Annotated in this window: 9 protein-coding genes, 1 tRNA gene, 1 pseudogene and 1 other annotated feature; of the genes and pseudogenes, 2 read left to right on the forward strand and 9 right to left on the reverse strand. The window is 61.6% G+C overall.

Annotated elements, in window-relative coordinates:
* Positions 1-93: 93 nt before the first annotated feature.
* From CLU85_RS10240 to CLU85_RS10250, 3 genes are all read right to left on the reverse strand, one after another.
* Positions 94-1,422 (reverse strand): replication initiation factor, encoded by a 1,329-nt coding sequence (locus CLU85_RS10240; RefSeq protein WP_157803952.1) that lies wholly within the window; start codon positions 1,420-1,422, stop codon positions 94-96.
* Between the two features lie 105 nt (positions 1,423-1,527).
* Positions 1,528-2,175, reverse strand: a complete 648-nt coding sequence (locus CLU85_RS10245; RefSeq protein ID WP_157803953.1) for a hypothetical protein — start codon at positions 2,173-2,175, stop codon at positions 1,528-1,530.
* An 84-nt stretch (positions 2,176-2,259) separates the two neighbouring features.
* Positions 2,260-3,485, reverse strand: a protein-coding gene (locus CLU85_RS10250) for an IS3 family transposase (RefSeq protein ID WP_100410175.1) whose coding sequence is annotated in 2 segments (ribosomal slippage) — positions 2,260-3,197 and positions 3,197-3,485 — 1,227 coding nt in all. Because the reading frame shifts where the segments join, the coding sequence is not laid out codon by codon here.
* Positions 3,091-3,207 (reverse strand) — a sequence feature (AL1L pseudoknot). Its footprint overlaps the gene before it by 117 nt.
* Positions 3,486-3,635: 150 nt before the next feature.
* On the opposite strand from CLU85_RS10250, the gene CLU85_RS10255 reads away from it, so the two are divergent.
* The gene (locus CLU85_RS10255) at positions 3,636-4,646 is read left to right on the forward strand and encodes a site-specific integrase (RefSeq protein WP_100410176.1); all 1,011 of its coding nucleotides are present in this window, start codon (positions 3,636-3,638) and stop codon (positions 4,644-4,646) included.
* 45 nt (positions 4,647-4,691) lie between these two features.
* Here CLU85_RS10255 and CLU85_RS10260 read toward each other — a convergent pair.
* The 6 genes and pseudogenes from CLU85_RS10260 to CLU85_RS10285 all read right to left on the reverse strand — a co-directional run bounded on the left by CLU85_RS10260 (position 4,692) and on the right by CLU85_RS10285 (position 11,582).
* A tRNA-Thr gene (locus CLU85_RS10260) sits at positions 4,692-4,767 on the reverse strand.
* A gap of 12 nt (positions 4,768-4,779) precedes the next feature.
* A pseudogene (locus CLU85_RS10265) lies at positions 4,780-5,786 on the reverse strand (class 1 fructose-bisphosphatase).
* A 160-nt stretch (positions 5,787-5,946) separates the two neighbouring features.
* On the reverse strand, positions 5,947-8,700 hold the full coding sequence (gene pepN, locus CLU85_RS10270) for an aminopeptidase N (RefSeq protein ID WP_100410177.1): 2,754 nt from the start codon (positions 8,698-8,700) through the stop codon (positions 5,947-5,949).
* Positions 8,684-9,364 (reverse strand): HAD family phosphatase, encoded by a 681-nt coding sequence (locus CLU85_RS10275; protein ID WP_100410178.1) that lies wholly within the window; start codon positions 9,362-9,364, stop codon positions 8,684-8,686. Before CLU85_RS10275 ends, pepN begins: the two co-directional genes overlap by 17 nt.
* Positions 9,365-9,367: 3 nt before the next feature.
* A protein-coding gene (prfB, locus tag CLU85_RS10280; RefSeq protein ID WP_100410179.1) for a peptide chain release factor 2 occupies positions 9,368-10,472 on the reverse strand; the annotation gives its coding sequence in 2 pieces (ribosomal slippage) (positions 9,368-10,390 and positions 10,392-10,472; 1,104 coding nt in all).
* Between the two features lie 201 nt (positions 10,473-10,673).
* On the reverse strand, positions 10,674-11,582 hold the full coding sequence (locus CLU85_RS10285; protein WP_100410180.1) for an alpha/beta fold hydrolase: 909 nt from the start codon (positions 11,580-11,582) through the stop codon (positions 10,674-10,676).
* A 345-nt stretch (positions 11,583-11,927) separates the two neighbouring features.
* On the opposite strand from CLU85_RS10285, the gene CLU85_RS10290 reads away from it, so the two are divergent.
* Positions 11,928-12,932, forward strand: coding sequence for an AraC family transcriptional regulator (locus CLU85_RS10290; RefSeq protein ID WP_232727789.1), 1,005 nt, complete (start codon positions 11,928-11,930; stop codon positions 12,930-12,932).
* Positions 12,933-13,125: the final 193 nt, after the last annotated feature.

Genomic DNA, 13,125 nt, shown 5'->3' on the forward strand with positions numbered 1-13,125 from the left:
CTAGGAGCGTGACGCCAATACCCAGATAGGCAGCGGCATGTTCCTTGGACAGACAGCGGGCCGCAGGCAAAGGCAGGCCGGTTTCTTCCATGGTTAGCCTCGTGACTGGCGTTCGTACTCGTTGCGCTGGTAGGTCTCAGGCGCTGGCGGCAATGGCGGATTCATGCGCGTGTTGTAGAGGCGTGTGAGGGCCTGGACTTTCTCGCGAAAGAACTGCTCATCGCCCACCCCGCTCAAGCCGCCGCCGTTCTGCTTGCCTAGGACGTCGTACGCGTGTTTCTTGGCCTCACGTGCCGCCGCATCGAAGTCCGTGATCCCTGTGATCGCACCGATGGAGGCATAGGCCGAGAGAGTGCGAGCACCGAGCCATGCGAGGGAAGGGGCCCGTAGCGCCTGGTAGCTGCGTAGCAACGGGCCTCCTTGCGCGCCCCAATCTACCGACGACAGAGCCATCCATAGGGGATGGATAGGCCAGCGGCTGCGGGTGTTGTCCGCTTCTGTTGGGAGGCACATACGCAGCCAATCAGTGGTGGCATAGCTCCACAGGCCTGCACGGTTTTCCATCACAGAGCCCAGGGTGTCCAGGTCCAGTTGCACCAAGACTTCGCGTTTGAATTGGAATTCGAGGCGCCAGACAGGCATATCTTGACCCCAACCCGCTCGTGCCCAAAGGTCGAGGAGGTATTCCTTCCCGCTTTTCTTGCACTCCAGGAGCTTGTGATACAGGCGCGCCATGAGAGCGCCACCCGCCCCGATGGTCCAGCCAGTGAAAGTCTTGTCTTCCGCGTACTGGTTGACGGCACAAGCGCGAGTGACCCAGGCCTCCCGGCCCCAGCCTTCCATACTCAGATCGCACGCGAAATCGAGGAACAAATCGACTCGGCTGACCTTTGGGGCGTGGACTTCCCCTAGTTGGCGCAGCAGGTCCCGCAACTCCGATTCAATCTCCATCGGCCCCTTGTGGCTCAAGAGTTGGCTGGAGACCTGGACATAGGCCATGGGCAACTGCTTGGATTTGCCAGCGCCCAGGCGGATCATGTACGAGCCGTCCACCAGGGTGAACGCGAACAGGCCAGAGCTTTTGTCTTTGACTTCGAAGACATGGGAGCCCAACTGCAATTGGGCTTTGGCCGCTTCATGCTCTGGTCCTTGGGCTATGGATTTGAGGTGGCGGAGTTGAGAAACGCGATCCGGCGAGAGGACGCCGGGGTAAGACAGGTACAAACTGTCGACGCCCCATCGCAGAGGTTGGTAGTGGAATTTGCTGTTATCAGGTGCTGTGTTACCAGGCGCCGCACCTGCAATACCTTCCGCATCGGATTCGCCGGTGCGCGCTCCGCGCGCCCCCATCGAATCCGACGCGGCCTGGTTTTGGGTTTGTGGGTGCTTCGTGGCCTCGCCACCAAAGTTTCGCTTCGACATGGATTCCATCCTTTAACCGCGCCAGGCATGCCACGCTGGCTTCCTGGAACGGTTATGGATTCAATACATCTACTGCCAACTGGACGACCATCTCAAATCGCGATTTCAGATGGTTTTTATTTTCTTGGAGCGCTGGTATTGGGCGCTGAGGTTTTTGGCGGCACCTGGGGCACGGGGGTACACCTTGAGCAGGTCCACCATCAGGTGTTCCAGGTCTTTTTCGGATAGATCATTTAGCCCCATTTCGCGAAGCATCAGCAAGACATAGCGCATTGGCTCCAAGCCAATCATGGGCTTCTTGGAGGGCCCCTTGAATGCGGCTTGCAAGTGCTTGAAGAACCTCTTGTCGCTTCGAATTTGAGCCCTGGCAAGATGCCGCATTGCCGTCGAGCAGCCGATGACTGTCCGGACCATACGAATCGCCTTGAACAATGAGTCGTGATTGTTGTATTCGCGAACGTCCTGGAGCAGGCTTGAGATACTCCGTCCATAGGTCACCATGCTTTGCATGGTCCGGTTCAAGGAGTAAATCAGCGTCAAAACTTCTTCATCGGTGAATGCTTCGTGCTGGGGCTTGTCCTCGACTTCATCACGCTGTCTCAGCATTTCGAGGGCGGCTTCCTGCGGATCGGAAGAGCTGGCAACGTCCCTCACTTCCTCTTGTCTGTTCAGCGCGAGGACTACCCAGCTAAGGTGTTCGACGAATGGCAACTCATACAAATGGCTGTAGTCGCCCCAGTCTCCAGGAAACACCTTGTCGAACCTTGCACTAGGCGTAAGAGCTAGCAGGTCATCTGAACCGCCCCGGGTTTTGCGGAGGCTGTTTGGTTTAAGTGCTCATGCCACTGCAGCCGATTGCTCGACGAGTTGGCGGTAGTAGTTTGCCTCAGCTTCAGCAGGCGGGATGTAGCCCAGCGGCCCCATCAGACGGTGGTTGTTGAACCACGAGACCCAGGTCAGCGTGGCGAGCTCGACGGCCTCGCGGGTCTTCCAGGTCCGTCGGTGGATCACCTCGGCCTTGTACAGACCGTTGATCGTCTCGGCCAAGGCGTTGTCGTAGCTGTCGCCCTTGCTGCCCACAGACGGCTCGACCCCCGCCTCTGCCAAGCGTTCCGAGTACCGAATCGAAACGTACTGCGACCCGCGATCCGAGTGGTGAATGAGGCTGCTGTCGCGCTCAGGTTGCCGGTCGTACAGCGCTTGCTCCAGAGCATCGAGAACGAAGTCCGTGGTCATCGATGTGCTCACGCGCCAACCCACGATGCGCCTGGCGAAGACGTCAACGACGAAGGCCACATAGAGCCAGCCCTGCCAGGTCGAGACATAGGTGAAGTCCGAGACCCACAGCTGGTTCGGCCGCTGCGCATGGAACTGCCGATTCACCTTGTCCAGCGGGCACAGTGCCTTACGGTCACTGATGGTTGTGCGAATCACCTTGCCGCGTCTGACACCCTGCAGCCCCATTCGCTTCATCAGGCGCTCGATCGTGCACCGAGCAACGACCTCGCCCTCGCGGTTCATCTGCATCCACACCTTGTCGGCGCCGTAGACCTGCAAGTTGGCGTTCCACACCCGAGCGATGGTCGGCATCAACACCGCATCGCGCTGGGCCCTGTGGCTGAGCAGGCCGGTGTCGCGCAACCGGGCTGCATGCCTGCGATAGGCCGACGGGGCGATCTGCAGCAGCCTGCACATCGGCTCGACCCCGTGGACTTCGCGGTGTTTGTCCACGAGCCGGTACATCACTTCAACCGGCGGTCGAGCTCCGCCTGGGCGAAAAACGCGCTGGCCAGCTTCAATATCTCGTTGGCCCGGCGCAGTTCTTTGACCTCGCGTTCCAGCTCCTTGACACGCTGGGCTTCGGCTGTGGTGACACCTTCTCGCGTACCTGCATCCACTTCAGCGCGCTTGACCCACTCGTTCAAGGTCTGCGGCACGCAGCCAATCTTGGGGGCGATGGACTCAATGGCGGCCCACAGTGACGGGTACTCCCCGCGCTGCTCTTGCACCATCCTCACGGCGCGCTCACGCACCTCAGGCGAGAACTTGTTTGTCTTCTTCATGGCTCAATCCTCTCAGAGTGTTGAGCCTCCTCAAAAACCGGGGCGGTTCAAGCTCTTGCGCCCTGGCATTCCAGCGCGCATTGACCCCTATAGCTACCACGTGAAGAACGACCCGGCAATGCTGGATTGGGAGTTGCGAGGAGGTGCCGCATGAGCCTCTACAAACGCGCAAATTCTCCGTATTGGTGGATACGTCTTCCCCCTACCAAAAACGAGCTCAAACCCCTGCAGATCTCCAGCGGCACGGCCAACAAGCGGCAGGCCCAGCAGTACCACGACAAACTCAAGTCCGAGCGCTGGGAGCAAGAAAAACTTGATGTAAAGCCACGTCGAACTTGGGACGAAGCCGCCGAGCGCTTTTTGATCGAAACAACGCACAAGCGCACGCAGGCCTGGGACAAATCCATGCTGCGCTGGTTCCACCCACATCTAGGGGGGAAAGCCTTGGACGAGATCAGCAAGGCCTTGCTTGACGAAGTGAAGGCCAAACGGTCAAAGGGCGTGGCTGCTGGCACCGTTAATCGGTACATGGCCCTTGTCCGAGCGATCTTGCGCAAGGCCTGCTACGACTGGGAATGGTTGGACCGAGTCCCAAAGGTGGGGATGTTGCGCGACAAGGGCGGGCGTATCCGCTCGCTCACAAAGGAAGAGTTCGCACGCTTACTGGATCAGCTTCCCGAGCACTTGCGGGACATGGCTGTTTTCTCGGTGGCAACCGGCCTGCGGCAAAGCAACGTGACCAAGTTGCAATGGCGTCAGATCAGCTTGGAGCGGCGGCACCTTTGGGTTGCGGGCGAGGACCACAAGAATGGCAAGGCCCATTCCGTGCCGCTGAACGAAGCTGCTATGCAAGTGTTGCAAAAGCGCCAGGGCGATCACCTGACCTATGTGTTTACCTACGAAGGCAAACCCATCGTGCAGGTCAACACCAAGGCATGGCGGGCAGCGCTAAAGCGAGCGGACATCGAGGATTTCCGATGGCACGACCTGCGGCATACCTTCGCCACGTGGCACCGGCAGGCGGGCACGCCCACCCATGAATTGCAGCGGTTAGGTGGTTGGAAGACGCTGGAAATGGTGGAACGCTATGCACACGTGGCGCCGGAAGGCTTGCAGATTGCGGCCTCGCGCCTTGATAATGTCCTCGCGGGCACATTCTGACTACATGAAAAAAGCCCTGACTCTTGCGAATCAGGGCTTTTCATTTGGTGCCGGAGAGATGAATCGAACACCCGACCTTCTCATTACGAATGAGCTGCTCTACCGACTGAGCTACACCGGCGTTAGCCTTGCATTATAGCGTGGAATGATAGCTCGTTGCGCGTTCTACTTCATTTTTTGAACCCAGAATCACGCTGACGCGCTCATGCAGCTGTGTAGGCTGGATGTCCAGGATGCGTTGCTTGCCGTTGGTGGCCGCGCCGCCAGCTTGTTCGACCAGCCAGCCCATGGGATTGGCTTCGTACATCAGGCGCAGCTTGCCAGGCTTATGGGGCTCGCGTTTATCCCAGGGGTACATGAAGACGCCGCCACGGGTCAGGATGCGGTGTACGTCGGCCACCATGCTGGCGATCCAGCGCATGTTGAAGTCCTTGCCGCGCGGGCCTTCCTTGCCTTGCAGGCATTCGTCGATATAGCGCTTCACGGGCTCGTCCCAGTGGCGCATGTTGCTCATGTTGATGGCGAATTCCTTGGTGTCTTCGGGAATTCGCACGTTTTCTTCGATGAGCACGAAGGAGCCCTGTTCGCGGTCAAGGGTGAACATGGCCACGCCGTCGCCCACGGTGAGAACCAGGGTGGTCTGCGGGCCGTAGATGCAATAACCTGCTGCCACTTGCTGGGTGCCGGGTTGCAGGAAGTCGCCTTCCTCCACGCCACGGTCGCCATCCGGCTTTTTCAGCACGCTGAAAATGGTGCCGATGCTCACGTTCACGTCGATGTTGCTGGATCCATCCAGGGGGTCGAACAGCAGCAGGTACTCACCCTGTGGATAGCGGTTGGGAACCAGGTAGATGCCATCCATTTCTTCGGACGCCATGGCGGCCAGGTGGCCGCCCCATTCGTTGGCTTCGATCAGAACTTCGTTGGCGATGATGTCGAGTTTCTTCTGGATCTCACCTTGCACGTTTTCGCTGCTGGCCGTGCCCAGAACCCCCCCAGCGCACCTTTGTTTACGGCGTGGCTGATGCTTTTGCAAGCACGGGCCACCACTTCGAGCAGCAGGCGCAGTTGCGAGGGAATGAGGCCGTCGACCCGCTGTTGCTCAACGAGGTAGCGGGTCAGGCTGATACTTTTTGCCATCTCAAATATTCCTTTCAATGAATCCGATATGCCGCTGGTGCCGCGACGGCCTTAGACGCCATCGCGGCCCACGCAAGTGCCACCTTGGAACCGGCTTTGCCGGGTCAGGAATGGAGCCCCCCGTGAGGGGGAAGACGCGAAGCGGCTCAGGGTGCGCATTTCAATCTGCGAGTGCACGGGTAACTACCTCGCGCACATCGTTGGAGAGGTCGGGCTTGGCGGCAACGCGGGCGATGGCTTCGCGTGCGGCACTGCGCCAGGGATTGGCCAGTTTCTTCCAGCGATCAAGCGCACGCGCCAGGCGGGCGGCGACCTGTGGGTTGATGGCATCCAGCTCGATCACGCGTTCGCTCCAGAACACGTAGCCCGCCGCGTCGGTACGATGGAAGGCGCCGGGGTTGGCGCTGCAGTAGCTGAAGATCACGCTGCGTGCGCGGTTGGGGTTTTTCAAGCTGAAGTCGGGGTGCTGCATGAGCTGGCGCACGGCCGGCAGCACGTTGCCACCCCGGTCGGGACTGCCGGCCTGCAGCGCGAACCACTTGTCGATGACCAGGGGTTCATCCTTGAACAGCGCATGAAAGCGTGCCAGTGCCGGTGTGGCCAGCTCGCTGCCACTGGCCACCAGGGCGGTCAGCGCATTGAAGCGGTCGGTCATGTTGCTGGCCACCTTGAAGCGCTGGTAGGCCTTGCCGGGCCACACCACATCGCCAGTGCGCTGTGCAGCGATGCATAGCATGTGCAGCGCCAGGCCGCTCAGGGCGCGGCGGCCAGAGGAGATGGGGTCTGGGCTGTAGCCCCCGGTGTCCTGGTTCTGCTCCCAGACCGCTTCCCAAACCGCCTGTAACGACAGGGCCAGTTGCTCGCGCATGGCCTCGCGCACGGCGTGAATGCGCTGCGGGTCGACCACTTCCAATTGCTCGGCGATGTAGGTTTCAGACGGCAAGGTGAGCACCAGTTCCTTGAACGCCGCATCGAGCAAGGGGTTGTGTAGTACGGCGCGCATCGCATCCACAAACTCTGTGGGGAGGATTTGGTGGTCAAAACGGCCGTCAGCGCTTGTCTTTTGTTCGCTATCAGCTATTGCATTGATAGCAATGCGCAGCGCCAGGCGCTGGCCCGCTTCCCAGCGGTTGAAGGCATCGGTATCGTACGCCAGCAGGGCCAGAAGTTGCGAATCGGTGTAGTCGATGTCCAGCACCACGGGCGCACTGAAACCACGCAGCAGCGAGGGCACAGGCTCAACATCCACGTTGGTGAAGGTCAGCGTCTGCGATGCTTCGGTGAGCACGACCACGCGCGAAGTGGGCGCGCTGCTGCCCACCGTGCCTTCGCCTGACAAGTGCAAGGGCAGGGTGGCGCCGGTGCTGGCGTCGATCAGTCCCAGGTCCACCGGGATGACGAAAGGCAGCTTCTCGCTCTGGCCGGGCGTGGGGGTGCAGCTTTGTGACAGTGTGAGCGCATAGCAGCGCGTGGCGGCGTCATAGCGGCCTGCCGCGCGCACGCGGGGGGTGCCCGCCTGGCTGTACCAGCGTTTGAATGGTGCAAGGTGCTGTGTGAGCGGACTGCCAGGGTTGGCATCGGCGATGGCCTGCACGAAATCATCACAGGTCACGGCCTGGCCGTCGTGGCGCTCGAAGTACAGCTTCATGCCTTTGGCAAAACCTTCACGGCCCACCAGGTTGTGCTGCATGCGCACGACCTCGGCACCCTTTTCGTAGATCGTGACGGTGTAGAAGTTGTTGATCTCGACATAGCTGTCGGGCCGCACGGGGTGGGCCATGGGCCCAGCGTCTTCCGGGAACTGTGCAGTACGCAGCACGCGCACGTCTTCGATGCGCTTGACGGCGCGGGCCGACGGGCTGCCTGCCAGGTCCATGCTGAATTCCTGGTCGCGGAAGACCGTGAGGCCTTCCTTCAGGCTCAGCTGAAACCAGTCGCGGCAGGTGACGCGGTTGCCCGTCCAGTTGTGAAAGTACTCGTGGCCGACCACGCTTTCGATGTTGCCGAAATCGGTGTCGGTGGCCGTGGCTTCGCTGGCCAGAACGTACTTCGTATTGAAGATGTTCAGGCCCTTGTTCTCCATGGCGCCCATGTTGAAGTCGCTGGTGGCGACGATCATGAACCGCTCCAGGTCCAGCGGCAGGCCAAAGCGCGCTTCGTCCCAGGCCACGCTGTACATCAGCGAATTCATCGCGTGTTCGGTCTTGCCCAGGTCGCCCGGGCGCACATACACCTGCAGCAGGTGGTCGGTGCCCGATCGGCTCTTGATCTTCTGCTCGCGGGCCACCAGCTTGCCTGCGACCAGGGCGAAGAGGTAGCAGGGCTTCTTGTGCGGGTCGACCCACTTGGCAAAGTGGCGGCCGTCCTCTAGGTCGCCACTGTCCACCAGGTTGCCGTTGCTGAGCAGCACCGGGTAGTGGGCTTTGTCGCCGCGCAGGGTGACGGTGTAGCTGGCCATCACGTCCGGGCGGTCGAGGAAGTACGTGATGCGGCGAAAGCCCTCGGCTTCGCACTGCGTGAAGAACGTGCCCTGGCTCACATACAGGCCCATGAGCTGCGTGTTCTTGGCTGGGCAACAGGTCGTGAAGATCTCCAATGCAAAGGGCTCGCTGCCCTCGGGCAGGTTCTCCAGCACCAGGCGCGAGCCCTCCATCTTGAACGAGGTGCCCTGGCCGTTGACCAGCACACGCGCCAGGTTCAAATCGTCGCCGTCGAGCTTGAGCGGTTGCGCGGCCACATCGGGGTTGCGGCGCAGTGTCATGCGGTTGAGCACACGGGTCTTGTTGGGGTCCAGGTCGAAAGTCAGCTCGACGCTGTCGATCCAGTAGGCGGGGGCGGTGTAGTCCTCGCGGCGGATGGCTGTGGACGGGCCTGTGCCGTCTCCGCTTCCGTCTGCGTTATGCAGTTGCAACATGGATGCTCTCCAGAAAATCGGTGTTCATGAGTTCGGTGTAGTCGCGCACGGCAGCCAGCACATGGGGCCCGGCCAATTGCTCGGGCGTGTGGGTGCTGCAAATGGCCACGGCGCGCATGCCTGCGCGGCGTGCGGCTTCGATGCCAAAAGGCGCGTCTTCAAAAACGATGCAGTGCTCGGGCGCTGCAGCAATGCGGCGCGCGGCTTCGAGAAAAATGGCGGGCTGGGGCTTGCCAGGCAGGCCCTCGTCGCCGCGCACGATGGCCAGCGGCGCAGGGTGCAGGCCCAGGTGGCCCAATGCAAATTCCACGTTGCCGATGTCCCCCGCAGTACCCACAGCCACCTTCAGCCCGCGCCGATGCACCTGCGCGGCAAACTGGCGAAAGCCCGCCACTTCGGCAAAGCGGGGGGCAAACAGCTCGCGGTAGATGGTTTCTTTCTCGTGCGTGAGTGCATCCGCCTCATCTTGATGCACGGCGCGGCCCAGCAGTTCGACGATGCACTCGTTGCCGTTCTTGCCGGTGGTGCGCGCCATGAGGTCGGGCACATCGATGTCCATCCCCCTGCGGCGCGCGAACTCGACCCAGGCCTTAGCGTGCCAGGGCATGGAGTCGATCATGGTGCCATCCATGTCGAAGATGATGGCCGCAGTGGGGGCAGTCATCGACTAAACGCCTTGCTTCAACGAGGCTTCTATGAAGGCGTCCAGGTCGCCGTCAAGCACCTTCTGCGTGGCCGAAATTTCGACGTTGGTGCGCAGGTCCTTGATGCGGCTGTTGTCCAGAACGTAGCTTCGGATCTGGTGGCCCCAGCCCACATCGGTCTTGGTGTCTTCCAGCTTCTGCGCTTCTTCCTGGCGCTTGCGCATCTCAAAGTCGTACAGCTTGGAGCGCAGGCGCTGCCATGCGATGTCGCGGTTGCCGTGCTGGCTGCGGCCGTCCTGGCACTGCACCACGATGCCGGTGGGCATGTGGGTCAGACGCACGGCCGAGTCGGTCTTGTTGATGTGCTGCCCGCCCGCGCCCGATGCGCGGTAGGTGTCGGTGCGCACGTCAGCCGGGTTGATGTTGATCTCGATGGAGTCGTCGATCTCCGGATAGACGAACAGCGAGGCAAACGAGGTGTGGCGACCGCCGGACGAGTCGAACGGGCTCTTGCGCACCAGGCGGTGCACGCCGGTTTCGGTGCGCAGCAGGCCGTAGGCGTATTCGCCCTCGACCTTGATCGTGGCGCTCTTGAGGCCGGCCACATCGCCTGGGGTTTCTTCTTCGACCGTGGTCTTGAAGCCCTTGCGTTCGGCGTACTTCAGGTACTGGCGCAGCAGCATGCTGGCCCAGTCGCAGGCCTCGGTGCCACCGGCGCCAGCCTGGATGTCGATAAAGCAGTTGAGCGGATCGGCCTCCATGCGGAACATGCGGCGGAACTCCAACTGCTCGATCTCGGGCTTGAGCTTGGCGGTCTCGGCCTCGATGGTCATCAGGCCATCTTCGTCGCCTTCTTCCTTGCTCATGTCATAGAGCTCGGTGTTGTCGGCCAGCTCGCGCGTGAGCTTTTCCAGCGTCAATACGACGCCATCAAGCGACTTCTTTTCTTTGCCCAGCTCCTGGGCCTTCTTTGGATCGTTCCAGACCGAAGGGTCTTCCAGCGACGCGTTTACCGTGCGCAGGCGTTCAAATTTGGCATCGAAGTCAAAGATACCTCCGTAACTCTTGCGTTCGCACGGTCAGGTCGGAAAGGGTGTTGCCAATGAGGTTGATACGTTCTGCGTCCATGATTCTTGTCCTGGGTGTTCTGTGGAATAACCCGCAATTTTCTCATGGGATGGGCCAGAGCCCTATCAATGTCCCCTGGCAGGGCAGATCGCGCCACAGAGACCCCGGTCCACCCACGTTCAGGGAGGGTAATTTTTTAAAATTGATAGCAGCTGACGCTTTGGGGATAAGCGCTAGCGGCCGATTTTATTCAAATTCTGATCACGCCTCGTTCAGGAACTGCTCAATGAGCTGCGCCACCTGCTCGGGCTGGTCGTGGTGCAGCATGTGGCCCGCTTCTTCCACCATGGCGGTGCGGCAGGCGCGCACATGGGTCAGGCGCTGGTGGTATTCATCCAGTGTGTATTTGCCTTTCCACCACTGGGTGAGGCTGTCTCCGCTGGCTTCGATGGCCAGTACGGGGGCCGAAATGCGCTCGTAGATGGCCAGGGCCTCGTCCACGCGATACAGCTGGGCGCTGGTGATCTTGTGGGCCGGGTCGCCAAGGATCTCCCACAGGCCCTGGGCGTTGGGCCGCGCCCAGTGCTGGGCCAGCCACTGGGCCTTGTCCTCGGACAGGCGGGGGTTGGTCTTCATCAGGCGGCGTGCCACGCCGTCAGCGCTCTCATAGGTCTTCAAATCCTTGTTGCCCTGGTGCAGCTGCTTGATTTCGTCGATCCACTGCGCATAGCGCGTGGGCGCTTGCGCCGGGCGCGTGGCGGGCATGCCAAAGCCTTCCAGGTTGACCAGCTTGCGGATGCGCTCGGGCCGCACCCCGGCGTACATCATGGCCACGTTGCCGCCCATGCTGTGGCCGACGAGGTCGATGGCCTGGCCTGGCGCGTAGTGGTCTAGCAGCAGGTCCAGGTCGGCCAGGTAGTCTGCAAAAAAATAATGATCGGCCTGCGCGCTGGACGTGAGCCCGAAGCCGCGCCAGTCGGGCGCGATGATGCGCCGCTCCTGCTGCAGCGCGTCCACCGTGAATTGATAGGAGGCGCTCACGTCCATCCAGCCGTGCACCAATACCAGCGGGGGCAGATCACTCTGCTCGGGGCCCCAGTGGCGGACGTGGTAGTTCAGGTGGCGCAGCGCCAGCGTGCTGCTGCGGGAGGGTTTGAGGGCTTGGTACATGGAGGGCAGGGCGGTCAGTGTGATGCATAGGGAGGGGCGCTGCGGCAACCGTTTGGGGCGGCGCAGGTGGCTGCACGGCGCGCATCCTGTGTGGCGGTGATGTTACGTCGGGCGCCAGCCTAGGGTGGGGCGGGGCCTGTCGCCTAGGTGGCTCGGGGTGGTAAGGGCAGTGCAGGCCGCGACAAGCATGGAGTTCGGCGGCATGCGGCCGGTCAGGACAAGCGGTCTGCAGCGGACAAAAGGCGGATCAAGCCCGCTGGGTATGGAAATTGCTCTTTTGATGCATATCAATGCCGTGCAACGTCGAATGTGCTGCACCCACTCCCCACGAAGAGGTTTTTTCTGATGGCGTCCCTGTCTGCCTTGTCTCTGGACCTGTCTGCCCTGCAGAGGCGGCCGGTGTTCACCTCGGACGCGCGGGTGGATTCGCATGATCTGGTGGCCCGCGAGTTCTCGGACCATGGCCTGAAATGGTGCGGCGGCGCGGTGGACACGGCGCTGTCCAAAGTGCGTATCCGCCAGTTGCAGATGTTCATGCTGCAATACGGTGCGGAGGTGGAGATCCGCCCGCGCCCCTTTGATGACTTCGTTTTGGTGCATCTGTCGCTCTCGGGCGTTGCCGAGATGGTGTCGGATGGTGTGCCCATCCGTTTGCCGGCCGGGGCCGCTGCACTCATCGCGCCGCGCCGTGACCTGCACATGCGCTGGCAGCAGGGCGCGCGCCAGCTCATCCTCAAGGTGCCGTGCCAGTTGCTGCGGGCGTTGGCGCCTGAATCCCTGCAGAACGACACCCGTTTTGTGCACCCCGTCGTTGCGCTGTCGTCAGTGCAGGGCCAGCAGTGGCATTTTCTGATGCAGTCGCTGCTGCACGTGAGCCAGCAAACGGTGGAGAGCGCCGCCCATGCCCGCTGGGTGGATCACATGGAGAGCAATGTGGCGCTGTTCCTGGCATCGTGTGCGCAGGGCATGCCGGTGCATACACCGCCCACGGTGCCGCAGATCGAGGTGTCGTCCAGCACGTCTGCGGCGGGTGATCTGCGCCGCCTGGAGCGGCTGGATGACTACCTGCGCAGCCGCCTCAGCGCCCCTGTGGCGCTGGACGACCTGGCGCGTGCCGCTGGCATGAGCGTGCGCGGGCTGAACATGCTGTGCCAGCGCCACCATGGCGAATCGCCCATGGCGCTGCTGCGCAATCGCCGCCTGGACGCCGTCCGTGCGCGCCTGCTGGCACAGCCGGGCCACTGCGTGACGGACACCGCCCTGGAATTCGGCTTTGGCCACCTGGGGCGCTTTTCGAGCTACTACCGCGAGCGCTTTGGCGAGCTGCCGAGCCAGACGGCTGGCGTCTGAACCCTTTTCCTGATACCGAGCTGATGTTGCTCTGCAACCCTTGCAACGCTTGCATGCGCTGCAGGGCGCTGGCTTGCGCCCTTTGCATCATGGCGCCGTCTGCAGATTTGCAAGAACCGGACAGGCATTGCGCGCATCGTGCCGATACTGGATAGCGCGAGTGCGCCGCGATTTTTAGCATGAGGCATCCCAT

The organism is Acidovorax sp. 69 (assembly GCF_002797445.1).
In the GTDB taxonomy this organism is placed as follows: domain Bacteria; phylum Pseudomonadota; class Gammaproteobacteria; order Burkholderiales; family Burkholderiaceae_C; genus Acidovorax.